Annotated in this window: 17 protein-coding genes; 6 read left to right on the top strand and 11 right to left on the bottom strand. The window is 61.0% G+C overall.

The window, feature by feature from the left end; genetic code table 11:
• Positions 1-43: 43 nt before the first annotated feature.
• The gene (gene arfA, locus ACA062_RS29680; RefSeq protein WP_017340991.1) at positions 44-208 is read right to left on the bottom strand and encodes an alternative ribosome rescue factor ArfA; all 165 of its coding nucleotides are present in this window, start codon (positions 206-208) and stop codon (positions 44-46) included.
• A 200-nt stretch (positions 209-408) separates the two neighbouring features.
• Between arfA and ACA062_RS29675 the strand changes: the two genes are divergently transcribed.
• Positions 409-1,302 (top strand): PA4780 family RIO1-like protein kinase, encoded by an 894-nt coding sequence (locus tag ACA062_RS29675; protein WP_128871446.1) that lies wholly within the window; start codon positions 409-411, stop codon positions 1,300-1,302.
• 95 nt (positions 1,303-1,397) lie between these two features.
• Here the strand turns inward: ACA062_RS29675 and cueR are convergent, their stop codons facing one another.
• From cueR to ACA062_RS29660, 3 genes are all read right to left on the bottom strand, one after another.
• On the bottom strand, positions 1,398-1,811 hold the full coding sequence (gene cueR / locus ACA062_RS29670; RefSeq protein WP_497454192.1) for a Cu(I)-responsive transcriptional regulator: 414 nt from the start codon (positions 1,809-1,811) through the stop codon (positions 1,398-1,400).
• The gene (locus ACA062_RS29665; protein WP_497454191.1) at positions 1,808-4,201 is read right to left on the bottom strand and encodes a heavy metal translocating P-type ATPase; all 2,394 of its coding nucleotides are present in this window, start codon (positions 4,199-4,201) and stop codon (positions 1,808-1,810) included. Before ACA062_RS29665 ends, cueR begins: the two co-directional genes overlap by 4 nt.
• 184 nt (positions 4,202-4,385) lie before the next feature.
• Positions 4,386-4,769, bottom strand: a complete 384-nt coding sequence (locus ACA062_RS29660) for a hypothetical protein (protein WP_497454190.1) — start codon at positions 4,767-4,769, stop codon at positions 4,386-4,388.
• A 146-nt stretch (positions 4,770-4,915) separates the two neighbouring features.
• On the opposite strand from ACA062_RS29660, the gene ACA062_RS29655 reads away from it, so the two are divergent.
• Both ACA062_RS29655 and ACA062_RS29650 read left to right on the top strand, forming a co-directional pair.
• Positions 4,916-5,113: a heavy-metal-associated domain-containing protein gene (locus ACA062_RS29655; protein WP_497454189.1), complete on the top strand. Its 198-nt coding sequence runs from the start codon at positions 4,916-4,918 to the stop codon at positions 5,111-5,113.
• A 222-nt stretch (positions 5,114-5,335) separates the two neighbouring features.
• Complete coding sequence (locus ACA062_RS29650) at positions 5,336-6,532, top strand: multidrug effflux MFS transporter (RefSeq protein ID WP_497454188.1); 1,197 nt, start codon at positions 5,336-5,338, stop codon at positions 6,530-6,532.
• A gap of 8 nt (positions 6,533-6,540) precedes the next feature.
• On the opposite strand, the gene ACA062_RS29645 is transcribed toward ACA062_RS29650, so the two are convergent.
• From ACA062_RS29645 to ACA062_RS29635, 3 genes are all read right to left on the bottom strand, one after another.
• Positions 6,541-6,711: a hypothetical protein gene (locus ACA062_RS29645; RefSeq protein WP_168187361.1), complete on the bottom strand. Its 171-nt coding sequence runs from the start codon at positions 6,709-6,711 to the stop codon at positions 6,541-6,543.
• A gap of 230 nt (positions 6,712-6,941) precedes the next feature.
• Positions 6,942-7,955, bottom strand: a complete 1,014-nt coding sequence (locus tag ACA062_RS29640) for a zinc-binding alcohol dehydrogenase family protein (RefSeq protein WP_497454187.1) — start codon at positions 7,953-7,955, stop codon at positions 6,942-6,944.
• Positions 7,956-7,985: 30 nt separating this feature from the next.
• Complete coding sequence (locus ACA062_RS29635; RefSeq protein ID WP_497454186.1) at positions 7,986-8,279, bottom strand: putative quinol monooxygenase; 294 nt, start codon at positions 8,277-8,279, stop codon at positions 7,986-7,988.
• A gap of 119 nt (positions 8,280-8,398) precedes the next feature.
• On the opposite strand from ACA062_RS29635, the gene vimR reads away from it, so the two are divergent.
• Together vimR and ACA062_RS29625 are read left to right on the top strand one after the other, a co-directional pair.
• Positions 8,399-9,328, top strand: a complete 930-nt coding sequence (gene vimR / locus ACA062_RS29630) for a transcription regulator VimR (RefSeq protein ID WP_497454185.1) — start codon at positions 8,399-8,401, stop codon at positions 9,326-9,328.
• Positions 9,329-9,461: 133 nt separating this feature from the next.
• Positions 9,462-10,196 (top strand): ArsR/SmtB family transcription factor, encoded by a 735-nt coding sequence (locus ACA062_RS29625; protein ID WP_497454184.1) that lies wholly within the window; start codon positions 9,462-9,464, stop codon positions 10,194-10,196.
• Positions 10,197-10,312: 116 nt separating this feature from the next.
• Here the strand turns inward: ACA062_RS29625 and ACA062_RS29620 are convergent, their stop codons facing one another.
• Positions 10,313-11,266: an adenosine deaminase gene (locus ACA062_RS29620; protein WP_128871456.1), complete on the bottom strand. Its 954-nt coding sequence runs from the start codon at positions 11,264-11,266 to the stop codon at positions 10,313-10,315.
• A gap of 357 nt (positions 11,267-11,623) precedes the next feature.
• Between ACA062_RS29620 and ACA062_RS29615 the strand changes: the two genes are divergently transcribed.
• Positions 11,624-12,712 (top strand): calcium:cation antiporter, encoded by a 1,089-nt coding sequence (locus tag ACA062_RS29615; RefSeq protein WP_497454183.1) that lies wholly within the window; start codon positions 11,624-11,626, stop codon positions 12,710-12,712.
• 123 nt (positions 12,713-12,835) lie between these two features.
• On the opposite strand, the gene ACA062_RS29610 is transcribed toward ACA062_RS29615, so the two are convergent.
• From ACA062_RS29610 to ACA062_RS29600, 3 genes are all read right to left on the bottom strand, one after another.
• Positions 12,836-14,194 (bottom strand): 8-oxoguanine deaminase, encoded by a 1,359-nt coding sequence (locus ACA062_RS29610; protein ID WP_497454182.1) that lies wholly within the window; start codon positions 14,192-14,194, stop codon positions 12,836-12,838.
• Between the two features lie 258 nt (positions 14,195-14,452).
• Positions 14,453-15,139 carry an SDR family oxidoreductase gene (locus ACA062_RS29605; RefSeq protein ID WP_497454181.1) on the bottom strand — a complete coding sequence of 229 codons (687 nt, stop codon included), beginning with the start codon at positions 15,137-15,139 and terminating at the stop codon, positions 14,453-14,455.
• Between the two features lie 25 nt (positions 15,140-15,164).
• A complete protein-coding gene (locus ACA062_RS29600; RefSeq protein ID WP_497454180.1) occupies positions 15,165-15,515 on the bottom strand; it encodes a MerR family transcriptional regulator in 351 nt (116 codons plus the stop codon).
• Positions 15,516-15,552 lie beyond the last annotated feature (37 nt).

Raw genomic sequence — 15,552 nt, 5'->3', positions numbered from 1 at the left:
GAATCAGGTGCAGACCTTAACATGTTGAGCGATTGCTTGCCTTTCAGGCCGCCAGAAAGTAAGAAGCCTCCCAGTTGTCAGACTGGAAGGCTTCGCGGCGGTAGCTGCCTTTGCCTTTGCCGGCTCGTTCCTGACGGCTGCGGAACAGTGGCTGGGCGATGATGGACTTGGCCTTGTTCGGGCCATTTTTCGATGGCTTTTTGCTCATGGACGGATCTCTTGAGTGAGGGATTTTGCGGGGAAAATGATCTGCCGAAGTGGTGGTTTTGTCTATAAGGCAAATTTTTCCGACACATTGTGTGTGTTTGCACCGTTCATAGGTCGGCAACCCCTCCCCCGAATGAGTGGATTGCCGTATAACGAATGACTTTCGCGTGTTTGGTAATAAAGGACCCCCAATAAAAGCTGATGAAGACTCCAAAACGCATTGAACCCCTGATCGAGGACGGTCTGGTCGACGAGGTGCTGCGCCCACTCATGAGTGGTAAAGAAGCAGCTGTTTACGTGGTGCGCTGCGGTAACGAGTTACGTTGCGCGAAGGTCTACAAGGAGGCGAATAAACGCAGTTTTCGTCAGGCGGCCGAGTATCAGGAAGGTCGCAAGGTACGCAACAGCCGTCAGGCCCGAGCGATGGCCAAGGGCTCCAAGTTCGGCAAGAAAGAAACCGAAGACGCCTGGCAGAATGCCGAAGTGGCGGCATTGTTCCGTCTGGCCGGTGCGGGCGTTCGGGTGCCCAAGCCTTACGACTTCCTGGAAGGCGTGCTGCTAATGGAGCTGGTCGCCGATGAATATGGCGATGCCGCACCACGCCTGAACGACGTCGTGCTGGAGCCGGACCAGGCGCGCGAATACCACGCGTTCCTGATTTCGCAGATCGTGCTGATGTTGTGTACCGGTCTGGTGCACGGTGACTTGTCGGAATTCAACGTGCTGCTGACCCCGACCGGTCCAGTGATCATCGACTTGCCGCAGGCGGTGGATGCGGCGGGTAACAACCACGCGTTCAGCATGCTGGAGCGGGATGTGGGCAACATGGCGTCCTACTTCGGGCGGTTTGCCCCGGAGTTGAAGAAGACCCGGTACGCCAAGGAAATGTGGGCGCTGTACGAAGCCGGCACCCTGCACCCGGCCAGTGCTTTGACCGGTGAGTTCGACGAGCCGGAAGAGATGGCTGACGTTGGCGGCATCCTGCGCGAAATCGAGGCCGCACGCCTCGATGAAGAACGCAAGCAGGCGGTACGCGCCGCAGACGACGCGCCACCAGGCAAGACCGAAGAACCGCCTCCGCCCTGGATGCAGTGACAGGTCAATAAAAAACCCGGCTTCGGCCGGGTTTTTTGTGCAGAACGCAAACTCCTCGTAGGGGTTCGCTCCCCACATTCAAGGATTGATGGCGTTCAGGCGCGAGCAGTCGCGGCGCAGCAGCCCGACTCAAGATTTTTGAGGATCGGGCAATCGGGACGGTGATCGCCCTGGCAGTGCTCGACCAGGTCCTGCAGCGTGTCGCGCAGTTGGCCAAGCTCGAGGATCTTGCGGTCCAGTTCCTCGATATGCTGCCGGGCCAGCGCCTTGACGTCGGCGCTGGCGCGTTGACGGTCCTGCCAGAGGGTCAGCAATTTGCCGACCTCTTCCAGTGAAAATCCCAGGTCGCGGGAGCGCTTGATGAACGCCAGGTTGTGCAGGTCGTCGTCGCCATACACTCGATAGCCACTGTCGGTACGATGGGCGGCCTTCAGCAGGCCGATGGATTCATAATAACGAATCATCTTGGCGCTCAGTCCGCTCTGGCGGGCCGCTTGGCCGATGTTCATGGGTGTTCCTCCAGTTCCTTGGGCTTCCAGGTTTTCAACAGTAGCGCATTGCTCACCACGCTGACGCTCGACAACGCCATGGCCGCGCCGGCGAGCACCGGGTTGAGCAAGCCTGCGGCTGCCAGCGGAATGCCGATCAGGTTGTAGACGAAGGCCCAGAACAGATTCTGCCGGATCTTCGCGTAGGTCTTGCGGCTGATGTCCAGCGCCGCCGGCACCAGCCGTGGATCACCGCGCATCAACGTGATTCCGGCGGCGTGCATGGCCACGTCGGTGCCGCCGCCCATGGCGATGCCGATGTCGGCAGCCGCCAGGGCGGGGGCATCGTTGATGCCGTCGCCGACCATTGCCACGACCCCGGTTTTCTTGAGTGTGGCGACGGTGGCGGCTTTGTCGGCCGGCAGCACTTCGGCGTGGACATCTTTAATGCCGAGCGCCTCGGCGACCACGTTGGCACTGCCGCGATTGTCGCCGGTCAGCAGGTGGCTGCTGATGTTGCGTGCGCGCAGTTGTTGCACCGCTTGCAGCGCGCCGGCCTTGAGGGTGTCACCGAAGGCGAACAAGCCCAGTACTTTCGGTTCGGGACTTTGCTCGATCAGCCAGGACAGGGTCCGGCCTTCGGTTTCCCATGCGCTTGCGCGCTCAGCCAATGGACCGGCGCTCAAACCGCTCTCTTCCAGCAGGCGCCGATTGCCCAGCGCCAGCCGCCGACCCTCGAGGGTGCCGGCAATGCCGCGCCCGGTCAGGGACTGGCTGTCACTGACATCGGCCACATTCAAGCCACGTTCGGCGCAAGCGTCCAGCACGGCCTTTGCCAACGGATGTTCACTGCCGCGCTGCAGCGCCCCGGCCTTTTGAAGCAGAGCGGCTTCGTCAGCGTCGATCGCGCTCAAATGGGCAATGCGCGGCGCACCCGAGGTCAGCGTGCCGGTCTTGTCGAACACCACCGCGCTGACTTCATGGGCACGCTCCAGCGCTTCGGCGTCCTTGATCAGAATCCCGTAGCGCGCCGCCACACCGGTGCCGGCCATGATCGCCGTCGGCGTGGCCAGCCCGAGTGCGCAAGGGCAGGCAATCACCAACACCGCAACGGCGTTGATCAGCGCCGTTTCCATGGGCGCCCCATACAGCCACCAACCGATCAAGGTCGCCAACGCGATCAGCAACACCGTAGGGACGAATACCTGGCTGACTTTATCCACCAGTTTCTGGATCGGCGCCTTCGCCGCTTGAGCGTCTTCCACCAGGCGGATGATCCGTGCCAGTACCGTTTCCGCGCCCAGGGCCTGGGTGCGAACCAGCAACCGGCCTTCGCCATTGATGGCGCCGCCGGTGACCTTGTCGCCGGGCTGTTTCGGCACCGGCAGGCTTTCGCCGCTGATCAGTGCTTCGTCGGCGTGGCTCTGGCCTTCGATGACTTCGCCGTCCACCGGGAAGCGTTCGCCGGGTTTGACCATGACCAGATCGTTGAGGCGCAAGGCGCTGATGGCTACGTCCTGCTCACGACCGTCGATCACTTGAATCGCTCGCTCCGGACGCAAGGCTTCGAGGGCGCGGATGGCGCTGGCGGTCTGGCGCTTGGCGCGGCTTTCCAGGTATTTGCCCAGCAACACCAGCGCAATCACCACCGCCGAGGCTTCGAAGTACAGGTGCGGCGTGCGCCCGGCGGCGGTGGCCCATTCGTAAAGACTCAAGCCATAACCGGCGCTGGTGCCCAAGGCCACCAGCAAATCCATGTTGCCGGCACCGGCACGCACGGCTTTCCACGCGGCGATATAAAAACGCGCACCGAAGACGAATTGCACGGGCGTCGCCAGCGCAAATTGCACCCAGGCCGGGAGCATCCAGTGCACGCCGAAGGGTTGCAGCACCATTGGCAACACCAGCGGCAGGGCGAGGACGATCGCCATGATCAAGGCCCACCGCTCGCGGTGCAGACGCTGTTGCTGATGGTCGGTTGGCGGGTGTTCGACTTCCCGGACGCTGGCGCCGTAACCCGCTTTGGTCACGGCGGCGATCAAAGCCTGTGGATCGATCTGGCCGAGTAACTCGAGGTGGGCGCGTTCGTTGGCCAGGTTGACGCTGACACGCTTCACCCCCGGCACCTTCGCCAGCGCACGTTCGACCCGGCCGACACAGGAAGCGCAGGTCATGCCGTCGATGCTCAACTCCAGGGTCTGCTGCGGTACGCTGTAGCCGGCTTGCTGCACGGCGTCCATCAATGCCGGCAGGCTGTCGCCGGGCGCTTGAACCCGGGCCTGCTCGGTGGCGAGGTTGACGCTGACGGCACTGGCGCCGATGACTTTGCTCAAGGCACGCTCGACACGCCCGGCGCAACTGGCGCAGGTCATGCCGGCAATCGGCAGATCGAAAGTGGTGGATTCGGACATCGGTCGCGCTCCCTGTAGAAGATGCCTACAGGATCAACCTTGCCATGCGGGCAAGGTCAAGCGCCATGATTCAGATCAAAAGATCGTCCGAACGCGGCCCGAGCCTGCGGCAGCTCCTACAGGATTGGGTTCACACGCGGTCAATGTAGGAGCTGCCGCAGGCTGCGATCTTTTAACAGGCAACTCAATACTCTAAAGCCGCAGGCTTCAAATACATCCCCTCCTGCGTCATCGCAATCCGGAACTTCAATACATCCCCGGCCTTGAGCGTAACGTTCTGTGAGCCCGGCGCCAGCATCCCCGGGTTGCACCCCGGGGCCTGTCCCGGCAGCAGTTTCAAGCGCAGGGACACATTGCCCGGCGGCAGATTGAACGCGGTGCTCTGTTCCTGGAACAGCCGCGCTGCCAACAGGTCCTGAATGTACACGCCGATCTCGCAGGAGGTCGCGATTTCCAGGCGCTCGCGGGAGATGATCAGCACGCCATAGTCCTCCCCGGCGGCGTGTACCGCAGGTGTCGCGGCAAACAGGCTGATGAAGCCAAGCAGGCTGAGAGCTGACCAGCGCATGGCTGAACCTCCTGAAGTCGAATCACTGATGGGCGCAGCTTGGCCGAGCGCGGCGATGATTGCCAGTCCGGCAGTACCTGCAGAACTTGACCTTGCCATGGTGGCAAGCTCCAGACTGCTCGCAATCCACTCAAAGGAGTTCTCCCATGCAAGTGTTCAACGTTCAAGGCATGTCTTGCGGTCACTGCGTCAAAGCCATCACTCAGGCGCTGCAAGCGAAGGATCCGGCGGCTAGCGTACGGGTCGATCTGGCGGCGAAAGAAGTCGGGGTAGAGAGTGCGCTGACGGCGGATCAAGTGATCGCGCTGATGACCGAAGAAGGCTACGAAGCGAAAGTCGCCTGAGGTCAAGTGCAACCCCCCCTGTAGGAGCTGGCTTGCCAGCGAAGAGGCCATAACATTCAACATACGTGTTGGCAGTTACGCCGCCTTCGCTGGCAAGCCAGCTCCTACAGGGCGATGTGCATTCATCGAGTGATTTTTAATAGTTAGCGACCTAACAGAATGTTCAAGGGGGCCATGCGCGGCTAGACTGTGGGGCTGCCGACCTGTCCCACTGGATGCCTGATGAACTTTCGTACCATTTTGATTCTTGGCGCCCTCAGCGCCTTCGGCCCGCTGGCGATCGATTTCTACTTGCCGGCCTTCCCGGCAATGGCGCTCGCGTTTGGCACCGATGAACAGCACGTTCAAATCACCCTGGCGGCCTATTTTCTCGGCTTGTCCATCGGTCAACTGGCCTATGGCCCGGTGGCGGATCGCTTCGGGCGACGCATTCCCTTGCTGACCGGTGTCGGCCTGTTCACTGCCGCCTCCCTGGCCTGCGCGTTTGCGCCGAACCTGGAATGGCTGATCGGTGCGCGCTTCGTTCAGGCCCTGGGTGGTTGCGCGGGGATGGTGATCTCCCGCGCGGTGGTCAGCGATAAATGCGATGCGGTGGGTTCGGCGAAGGTCTTTTCGCAACTGATGCTGGTGATGGGGCTGGCCCCCATTCTGGCACCCATGCTGGGTGGGCTGTTGGTCAACACCACCGGCTGGCAGTCGATCTTTCTCGTGTTGACCTTTTTCAGTGCGCTGGTGGGACTGGCTGTCGCCCTCGGGCTGCCGGAAAGCATGCCCGCCCATGTGCCACGCCAACCGTTGTCCGGGGCGCTGCGTCAGTACGCTCGGCTGTTGGCGGATCCGGTGTTTCTCGGCCACGCCCTGACAGGTGGCATCGCCATCGCCGGGATGTTTTCCTACATTGCCGGCTCACCCTTTGTGTTTATCAAACTCTATGGCGTGCCGGCCGAGCATTTCGGCTGGTTGTTCGGTGCCAATGCGGCGGGATTCATCCTGGTGGCGCAGGTCAATGCACGCATGCTGGCCAAGCGTGGCCCGGCGTTTCTGCTGACCCGCACGGTCTGGATCTACCTCGGTGCCGGCCTGGCGCTGCTGGCCGTCACTTCAATGCACACCGCGCAACTGTGGCCACTGCTGATTCCACTGTTCATCTGCATCTCCAGCCTGGGTTGCATCCTGCCTAACGCCTCGGCCTGTGCCATGAGCGGGCAGGGCGCCCGGGCCGGCAGTGCGTCGGCGATGCTCGGTTGCCTGCAGTTCAGCGTCGCCGCCGGAGCTGCGGCGTTGGTGGGTGCTTTGCACGATGGCAGCGCCGTGCCGATGGCCATGGTCATCAGTCTGTGCGGGATTCTGGTGGTGAGCGTGGCGATGCTCACCCGACGTTTGCAAAATGCCCGGGCACTGGCGCAAGCCCAGGTCTGAGGACAGGCTCAGCCAGCCGCGCGTTGCTGCTGGTCGGGAAATTGATGGGGCGCGTGCAAGCGCGCTTCAAGGGTTCGGGTGAAGGCGCGAGCTTCGGCTTCGCTACGGAAGGTCACGGCATGTTGGTCCAGGCGGACCTGCCACTGGGATTTTGCCAATTCTTTTATCAGGATCTTCATTGCTGACCTCCTTTATGTAAAAGATTGCTTTGCAGTGGCCACGATTGTAGACCTGAATACGGTCGCAATTGTGACAACGGTCAACTCTCTGACTGACGGTTTTAGCGCGCAAGACCGCGGCCTGCAGCCGCTCCTGCATTGATCGATGTGTATCCGAATATTTCGGATGTTCACTGATCCTGTAGGAGCTGCCGCAGCCTGCGATCAATTGATTTTCAGGTTTTAAATCTTCAGAACCCTTCCAGCACAATCTTTCCCCTTGAGTTACCACTTTCCAGCAGCTCATGGGCACGGCGCAGGTTGGCCGCGTTGATCGTACCGAAATGCTCGCCTACCGTGGTTTTCAGCGTCCCGGCGTCGATCAGCTGCGCGACGCGATTGAGCAGTTCGTGTTGCTCGATCATGTCCGCGGTCTCGAACAGTGAGCGGGTGTACATGAACTCCCAGTGCAGCGACAGGCTCTTGCGCTTGAGCTTGGTCACGTCGAGGGCCTTCGGGTCATCGATCAGCGCCAGTTTGCCTTGTGGCGCCAGCGCCTCGATCAGTTGATCCAGGTGATGATCAGTCTGGGTCAGGCTGGCCACATGGGTGACCTGCTCGATGCCGGCACGTTTGAGTTCTTCGCTCAGCGGCTGACTGTGATCGATCACCAGATCGGCGCCCAGCTCGCTGACCCAGCTTCGGGTTTGCGCACGGGAGGCGGTGCCGATGACTTTCAGTCCGGTCAGCCGGCTGGCCAGTTGAGTCAGGATCGACCCGACTCCGCCGGCCGCTCCGACGATCAACAGGCTCTGACCTTCATCGGTCTGGCCTTCGTGCACTTGCAAGCGTTCGAACAGCAGTTCCCAGGCAGTAATGGCGGTCAACGGCAGCGCGGCGGCTTCGGCGAAACCCAGGGATGTGGGCATATGGCCGACGATCCGCTCATCCACCACATGCAGCTCACTGTTGCCGCCGGCGCGAGCGATGGATCCGGCATAGAACACCTTGTCGCCTGCCTTGAACAAGGTCACTTCACTGCCGACGGCCTTGACCACGCCCGCCACGTCCCAGCCCAGCACTTTTGGCATGCCACCTTCCGGCTGGACGTTCTGGCGGACTTTGGTATCGACCGGGTTGACCGAGATGGCTTTGACTTCCACCAACAGGTCGCGCGGACCGGCAACCGGTTCCGGCAGTTCGATGTCCTGCAGGGAGGTCTCGTCGCTGATTGGCAGGGAGGCGTAATAAGCAATGGCTTTCATGGAGGACTCCGAAAATTGATAACAGAACGATCAGGCCAGGATGCGCAGGCGCTTGAGTTCGAAGTGTTCGAGGAAATCGCCGGCCCTGGCCCGAAAATTCTGGATATGCGCGCTGGCGTCATGGGCTTGCAGGGCCTCGTCGCTGCTCCACTGTTCGATCATGTAGAAGGCCAGCGGATTGGCGAGGTCCTGATGCAGATCGTATTGACCGCAACCGGCCTCGGCACGGGTGGGTTCCAGCAGCGCTTGTAAGTGCTGTTCGAGGGCGCCCTGCTGGCCGGCTTTGGCGATCAGGGTGGCAATGGCGGTAAACGGCTGGGACATATTCGACTCCGTGAGAGGGGGGTGATTTCGATGGGCAGATGATTGGCTATTTCTACGCAAGATAAAACCCGCTAAAAGAGCAGTCTCTTTCAATATTTTTTTGATAATCGAGGCTGGAAATGCTGCGTTTCGATGATTTGCAATTGTTCGTCCGGGCAGCGGACCTGGGCAGTCTGTCGGCGGCGGCGCGCGGGATGGACATGTCCGCTGCGGTGGCCAGCGCGGCGTTGAAGCGTATCGAACAGCAACTCGGCGCCCGTTTGCTCGCCCGTTCCACACGCAGCCTGCGCCTGACCGCCGAGGGCGAGGGGTTTCTCGAATACGCCCGGGCGGCGTTGAGCAATCTCGACGAGGGTCGCCGGTTGTTGGCCGGTAGTCAGGATCAGGTCAGTGGGATCTTGCAGCTGTCGGCGCCTTCGGATTTCGGTCGAAACCTGCTGCTGCCGTGGCTCGACGAGTTTCAGCGCGAGCATCCCGGACTCACGGTGCGCCTGCTACTGGGGGACCGCATCGCCGACCTGTTCCGCCAACCGGTGGACATAGCCCTCAGGTACGGCGAGCCGGAAGACTCGAGCCTGGTGGCGCTACCCATCGCCCCGCAGAATCGCCGCGTTCTTTGCGCCGCCCCGAGTTACCTGGCTCGGCAGGGTGAGCCACGACAGCTTGAGCAATTGGCGCAACACAATTGCCTGCTGTTCATGCTCGGCAGCCGGGTCCACGATCACTGGAGTTTTCATGACGGCAAACGCGAGGTCAGCCTGACGGTCAGCGGTGATCGCTTCAGCGATGATGCCGATGTGGTGCGACTGTGGGCTGTCGCGGGTGCCGGAATCGCCTACAAATCCTGGCTTGATGTCGCCGCCGATGTGCTGGCGGGTCGGTTAAAGGTGCTGATGCCGGAGCTGCAATGTGAGCGCGCACCACTGAATCTGCTGTGCGCCCATCGCGCGCAATTGAGTAAACCGGTGAACCTGTTGCGGGAAATGCTCGTCAGCCGCTGCGCCAGTTCAAGTAGTCAATTTCCGACGTTCTCGGGCGAAGGTCATTAGTCGCAGGAAAATAGCGAAATTTCCCTCAGGAACTATCACCACCCCAGGGTTACGCAGGACAGGATCCAGCGATTAACCCGCTTATACTATGCCATTGAGCAGTAGACGAAACGATTCAACAGGGAGTGAATACATGGAACATGCACCTTGCATCAGCCAGATCGCCGCATTGCTGGCTGACCCAAAGCGCAGCGCAATGATGTGGGCTTTGATGGACGGCTCGGCGCGACAATCCGAAGAGCTGGCATTGCTGGCCGGCGTGTCACCGTCTTCGGCCAGTGCCCACCTGGGGCGTCTGTCCGCCGGTGGTCTGTTGAAAGTCGAAATTCGCGGGCGCAAGCGGTTTTTTCGGCTTGCCGCACCCGAAGTCGCTGCTGCTATAGAAGCATTGGCCAGTGCGACGATTGCCAGCACACCCCAGGACCTCCCGGCTATTTTCAAACGCAATACACCCCTCTCCAGGACTCAGGCAGCGCCTTCGCCATTGTTGCGCGCCAGGCTGTGCAACGATCATCTGGGCGGTACTTTGGCCGCCGACCTCTACCAGCGACTGCTGAATGCGGGCTGGATCGAACAGTTCGATCAGCGGGTGTCGATCACTCACAAGGGCGCCACGCAACTGGCAATACGCGGAGTGTTCGTCCAGGCGCTGGCGAACAGCACCAGCGGAGCCGCCTGCGCTTGTCCTGACTGGAGCGAAAGACGTCCGCACATGGGCGGTTCACTGGGCGCGGCGTTGCTGCAATTGTTCATGCAGTCTGGTTGGGTGAGCGTGTCCAATGATTCGCCAGCTGTGCAAATCACCGCTGCAGGGCAGCGGGAAATTCATCGATTTGCCAAGGAGACCGAGCTGCAGGTGGTGCTGTAGGAGCTGCGGTGCGGCGATCCGACTTGCCAGCGAAGAGGCCATCACATTCAGCATTGATGTTGAATGTGAGTCCGCTTTCGCTGGCAAGCCAGCTCCTACAGGGTTTGCGGTGATGCTTAGGGTTTGACCAGCCGCGCATCCAGGCTGTTCTGCGCCAATCGCCTGGCCTGATCCTGGGTCATGCCCAGATCGGTATACAGCGCGTGGAAGTTCTCGGTCACATACCCACCGAAGTATGCCGGGTCATCCGAGTTCACGGTCACTTTCACGCCGCGTTCCAGCATGTCGAGAATGTTGTGTTGGGACATGTGGTCGAACACGCAAAGCTTGGTGTTCGATAACGGGCACACGGTCAACGGAATCTGTTCGTCGATGATCCGCTGCATCAAGCGCTCGTCTTCGATGGCGCGAACGCCATGGTCGATGCGCTGAATCTTCAGCAGGTCCAGAGCCTCCCAGATGTACTCCGGCGGACCTTCTTCACCGGCGTGGGCGACGGTCAGGAAACCTTCGTGGCGGGCCCGATCGAACACGCGCTGGAACTTGCTCGGCGGGTGACCCATTTCCGAACTGTCCAGGCCAACGGCAACAAACGCATCGCGGAACGGCAGCGCCTGGTCGAGGGTTTTCTCGGCTTGTTCTTCACTCAAGTGGCGCAGGAAGCTCAGGATCAAGCCGCTGGTAATGCCCAGTTGCTGCTCGCCATCCTTGAGCGCGCTGGCGATGCCGTTGAGCACCACTTCGAACGGCACGCCACGGTCGGTGTGGGTCTGTGGGTCGAAGAACGGTTCGGTGTGAATCACGTTCTGCGCCTTGCACCGCAACAGATAGGCCCAGGTCAGGTCGTAGAAATCCTGGGAAGTGCGCAACACGTCGGCACCCTGGTAATAGAGGTCGAGAAACTCTTGCAGATTGTTGAAGGCGTACGCCTTGCGCAGGGTTTCGACATCGCCCCACGGCAGGGCGATCTTGTTGCGTTCGGCGAGGGCGAACAGCAGCTCGGGTTCCAGCGAGCCTTCCAGGTGCAGGTGCAGTTCTGCCTTGGGCAGGGCGTTCAGCCAGTCGTACATAGTCTTTTCTCATCAGGTGCAGATGGCGAGCATTCTACAGGTGCCCGAGGCGACAATTGGCAAAACCTGACCAGGCGGTTCATCGAACCGCCGCCTGTTCCCGTCGATAGGCGCAGGTATCGGCGAAACGCGAAACCGCGTGACAGCCATCGCCGGCAAGCCGGTCTCGTTCCCAACAGCAGCGCAGTCCCTGTGGGAGCGGGCTTGCCCGCGAAGAGGCCCGAAAGGCTAATGAAAGTGCCTGGCCTGGCGCGTTTGCCAGCCACAGGTGCGCTAAGGTGTAACGAAACGTTAGCGTCGCCCCGCAGTCAGTAGCTCACCCCACTGATTTCGCCTCACCCGGCAAAAAGGCCCGCAATGCTCACACTCATCAAGCAAGAAAAGTTTCTGCTGCTGGCCCTGATCGCCGCCTCCGTCGCCTATCCGCTGGAGCACTGGATGTTGCACAGCGGCCAGCCCATCGCGCTGACCGCCGGCCTGGTGCTGGTCGCTTTCATTGTCATCGCCTCCATGCGCGTCGCCCATCACGCCGAACTGCTCGCCGAAAAAGTCGGCGATCCCTACGGCACGATGATCCTGACCCTGGCCGCGGTACTGGTGGAAGTGGTGATCCTTGCGATCATGATGAGCAATGAAGCGTCGCCCACACTGGTGCGCGACACGATCTATTCCGCGGTGATGCTCGACATCAACGGCATCCTCGGCCTGGCTGCGTTGATGGGCGGGATCAAGCATGGCGAACAGTCCTACAACGACGACTCGGCACGCAGCTACAGCGTGATGATCCTCACCGCCATGGGCGTGTCCATGGTGGTGCCGGAGTTCATCCCGGAGGCGAACTGGAAACTCTATTCGGCTTTCACCATCGGCGCGATGGTCGTGCTCTACACCCTGTTCCTGCGCATGCAGGTCGGGCCGCATAGCTATTTCTTCAGCTACAGCTATCCGCAAAAACGTCGCAAAAAGGAACCGACCTCAGAGCCGGAGCCGATCAACCTGGCATTGAGTATCGGGACGCTGGTGTTTGGTGTGGTGGTGATCGGCGCATTGGCCGAAGTGATGTCCAAGACCCTCGACCTGGGGCTGGAAGGTTCGGGGGCACCGCCGGTGATCACGGCGATCCTGGTGGCGGCGATTTCCGCGGCACCGGAAATCCTGACGGCGTTGCGCGCGGCGCTGGCCAACCGCATGCAGTCGGTGGTCAACATCGCCATGGGCGCGTCGCTGTCGACGGTGATCCTGACAGTGCCGGTGATGGAAGCGATGGCGCTCTACACGGGCCAGCCATTCCAGATGGCAATGACCCCGGTGCAGACCGTGATGGTCTTTCTCACCCTGATCGTCAGCGCGATCAACCTCAACGATGGCGAAACCAATGCCATCGAAGGGATGACCCACTTTGTATTGTTTGCGACCTTCATCATGTTGTCGCTACTCGGTCTTTAAGAACACACAAAACCTTGTGGGAGCGGGCTTGCCCGCGATGAGGCCCTTACATTCAACATATCTGTTGGCTGACAGACCGCCATCGCGGGCAAGCCCGCTCCCACAGTTTTTTTTGGTGTTGTGTCAGACGCCGGCAATCAACTGCCGAGCCGCCTGACTATGATCCGCAATCAATCCTTTCAGATCCAACCCTTCAACCTGCCCATCAATCACCCGCCACTTGCCGCCCACCATCACCCGATCCGCCCGGTCCGCGCCGCACAGCAACAACGCAGACACCGGATCATGACTGCCGGAGAAACGCAGTTCATCGAGCTTGAACAGCGCCAGATCCGCCTGCTTGCCCACTGCCAGTTCACCGATGTCCGTGCGCCCGAGCAGCTGCGCGGAGCCCTTGGTGGCCCATCCCAGCACCAATTGCGGGGTGATTTTTTCCGCGCCGTAACGCAGCCGCTGGATGTACAGCGCCTGACGGGTTTCGAGCATCATGTTCGAGGCATCGTTGGAGGCCGAACCGTCCACGCCCAGGCCGAGCAAGGCGCCGGCGGCGGTCAGGTCCAGGGTCGGGCAGATGCCGGAAGCCAGGCGCATGTTCGAACTCGGGCAATGGCAAATCCCGGTGCCCGCCGCGCCGAGACGGGCGATTTCATCCGGGTTGAAATGGATACCGTGCGCCAGCCAGGTACGCGGGCCGAGCCAGCCGACGCTGTCCAGGTAATCCACGGTGCGCAGGCCGAAACGCTGCAGGCAGAAGTCTTCTTCGTCGAGGGTTTCTGCCAGGTGGGTGTGCAGGCGCACGTCGAGTTTATTGGCCAGTTCTGCACTGGCCGACATGATTTGCGGGGTCACCGAAAAAGGCGAGCAGGGCGCCAACGCGATCTGGATGTGCGCGCCGTCACCTCGTTCGTGGTACTCGGCGATCAGCCGTTGGCTGTCGGCCAGGATCACTTCGCCTTCCTGCACGGTCTGCTGCGGTGGCAGGCCGCCGTCCTTTTCGCCGAGGCTCATCGAACCGCGAGTGAGCATGGCGCGCATGCCCAGTTCACGAACGCTCTCGACTTGCACGTCGATCGCATTTTCCAGGCCTTGCGGGAACAGGTAATGGTGATCGGCAGCGGTGGTGCAGCCGGACAGCAGCAGCTCGGCCAGCGCGACTTTACTGGCGAGGGCGAGTTTTTCAGGAGTGAGGCGTGCCCAGACCGGGTACAGGGTTTTCAGCCACGGGAACAACGGCTGATTGACCACCGGCGCCCAGGCGCGGGTCAGGGTTTGATAGAAGTGGTGATGGGTGTTGATCAGCCCCGGCAGGATCACATGCTCGCGGGCATCGAATACTTGTCCACAGGGTGCGGAAGGCTGCTGGCCGGCAGCGAGCACTTCGACGATCAAACCGTCTTGCAGCACCAGGCCGCCACGGGCATCGAGGTCATTGGCCGTGAAGATCGCGAGGGGGTTTTTTAACCAGGTACGGGTCGCAGGCATAGTGGCCGGCTCCTCTGAAAATTTGAGTTCAGGGTTGCCAGCTCAGTGTTGCCCTGTCTGCTGATCCAGGGTCGCCGCGGGGGACGAGGTGCGCAGTTTCGAACAAAACTGCGTTGCGGGCAAGCCCACCCCGACCAGACGACGAATGACCCCCCCCGTAGGAGCTGGCTTGCCAGCGAAGGTGTGTCAGTCGACATCAATGTAGCTGACACACCTTCGCTGGCAAGCCAGCTCCTACAGGGGAGAGGCCCGCGGTGTTTACCAGGGAATGGTTTCACCCCTGTAATTCACAAAATGATGCCCGCCCTTGCCAGTGTACGCGTTGACTTGATCAATCAGACCGCGAGTGCTGGTTTGCACATCGATATCCGCGCCTTCACCGCCCATGTCAGTCTTCACCCAACCCGGATGCAGCGACAACACCGTGAGTTTCTGCTCGCCCAACTGCGTCACGAAACTGTTGGTCATGGAGTTCAGCGCCGCCTTGCTGGCCTTGTACAACGCCAGTTCCGGCGCGTCGGGCATGGTCACGCTGCCCAGCACCGAACTCATGAATGCCAGCACGCCGGTCTCTGGGCGAATCTGCCCGGCGAAGCGCTGGGCCAGATTGATCGGGGCCACGGCATTGGTGAAGAACAGCTGACCGACTTCGGCCAGCGTCGCGCCACCCGGTGTTTGAACGTCCGGCCCCTTGACCCCGGCATTGACGAACAACAGGTCGAACACTTCGTTCTTGAGTTGTTGGCTCAGGGCGATCACCGCCTGCTGATCGTCCATGTCGAGTTTCTCGATCCGCACCGCGCCCAACGCCTCCAAGGCTTCGGCGTTCTGTGGGTTGCGCACGGTGGCGGTGACTTGCCAGCCATCGGCCAGCAGGGTTTTCACCAGGCCGAGGCCCAAGCCCCGGGAGGCACCGATGATGAGTGCGGTTTTTGCCGTAGACATGAGTGGTTTCCTTGATAAATGAAGATCACGGATTCAAAGGACAATGCTGCCCGATGCGTTGCTGCAACTCATGGCGCAACGCGTCGAGTTCGGCCATGCGGGTTTCGATCAGCTTGAGCTTGTCTTGCAGCAGTTGCGTGACGGCGCGGTCCGGATCGGGCGACTGCCACAAGGCGGCGACGCTGTTGCCGATTTCACCCAGGGTAAAGCCCAGCCGTTGAGCGGTCTTGATGTACAGCACCAGTTGCACCATGTCCGCCGGGTAGTCGCGATACCCGTTGGCGCTGCGTTGCGCCGCGATCAATCCGCGCTGCTCGTAGAAGCGCAGCGTGTCGCGGCTGACAGCGCTGGCCTGGGCTAATTCACCGATGCGCATCAGGACGTCTCGAGGGGCTTGACCCTGGAGCATACTC

It is taken from the genome of Pseudomonas sp. LBUM1679 (genome assembly GCF_059695565.1).
This window is presented reverse-complemented; position numbering and strand designations above follow the sequence as displayed.

What these genes read in the sequence shown, in the direction of transcription:
- ACA062_RS29635 (WP_497454186.1), bottom strand. Translation starts at nt 8,279, where the DNA reads ATGTCCCAGCCGTTTACCGCCATTGCCACCCTGATCGCCAAAGCCGGC.
- ACA062_RS29605 (WP_497454181.1), bottom strand. Translation starts at nt 15,139, where the DNA reads ATGTCTACGGCAAAAACCGCACTCATCATCGGTGCCTCCCGGGGCTTG.
- ACA062_RS29640 (WP_497454187.1), bottom strand. Translation starts at nt 7,955, where the DNA reads ATGAAAGCCATTGCTTATTACGCCTCCCTGCCAATCAGCGACGAGACC.
- ACA062_RS29620 (WP_128871456.1), bottom strand. Translation starts at nt 11,266, where the DNA reads ATGTACGACTGGCTGAACGCCCTGCCCAAGGCAGAACTGCACCTGCAC.
- ACA062_RS29600 (WP_497454180.1), bottom strand. Translation starts at nt 15,515, where the DNA reads ATGCGCATCGGTGAATTAGCCCAGGCCAGCGCTGTCAGCCGCGACACG.
- ACA062_RS29610 (WP_497454182.1), bottom strand. Translation starts at nt 14,194, where the DNA reads ATGCCTGCGACCCGTACCTGGTTAAAAAACCCCCTCGCGATCTTCACG.
- arfA (WP_017340991.1), bottom strand. Translation starts at nt 208, where the DNA reads ATGAGCAAAAAGCCATCGAAAAATGGCCCGAACAAGGCCAAGTCCATC.
- ACA062_RS29675 (WP_128871446.1), top strand. Translation starts at nt 409, where the DNA reads ATGAAGACTCCAAAACGCATTGAACCCCTGATCGAGGACGGTCTGGTC.
- ACA062_RS29650 (WP_497454188.1), top strand. Translation starts at nt 5,336, where the DNA reads ATGAACTTTCGTACCATTTTGATTCTTGGCGCCCTCAGCGCCTTCGGC.
- ACA062_RS29655 (WP_497454189.1), top strand. Translation starts at nt 4,916, where the DNA reads ATGCAAGTGTTCAACGTTCAAGGCATGTCTTGCGGTCACTGCGTCAAA.
- ACA062_RS29665 (WP_497454191.1), bottom strand. Translation starts at nt 4,201, where the DNA reads ATGTCCGAATCCACCACTTTCGATCTGCCGATTGCCGGCATGACCTGC.
- ACA062_RS29660 (WP_497454190.1), bottom strand. Translation starts at nt 4,769, where the DNA reads ATGCGCTGGTCAGCTCTCAGCCTGCTTGGCTTCATCAGCCTGTTTGCC.
- cueR (WP_497454192.1), bottom strand. Translation starts at nt 1,811, where the DNA reads ATGAACATCGGCCAAGCGGCCCGCCAGAGCGGACTGAGCGCCAAGATG.
- ACA062_RS29645 (WP_168187361.1), bottom strand. Translation starts at nt 6,711, where the DNA reads ATGAAGATCCTGATAAAAGAATTGGCAAAATCCCAGTGGCAGGTCCGC.
- vimR (WP_497454185.1), top strand. Translation starts at nt 8,399, where the DNA reads ATGCTGCGTTTCGATGATTTGCAATTGTTCGTCCGGGCAGCGGACCTG.
- ACA062_RS29625 (WP_497454184.1), top strand. Translation starts at nt 9,462, where the DNA reads ATGGAACATGCACCTTGCATCAGCCAGATCGCCGCATTGCTGGCTGAC.
- ACA062_RS29615 (WP_497454183.1), top strand. Translation starts at nt 11,624, where the DNA reads ATGCTCACACTCATCAAGCAAGAAAAGTTTCTGCTGCTGGCCCTGATC.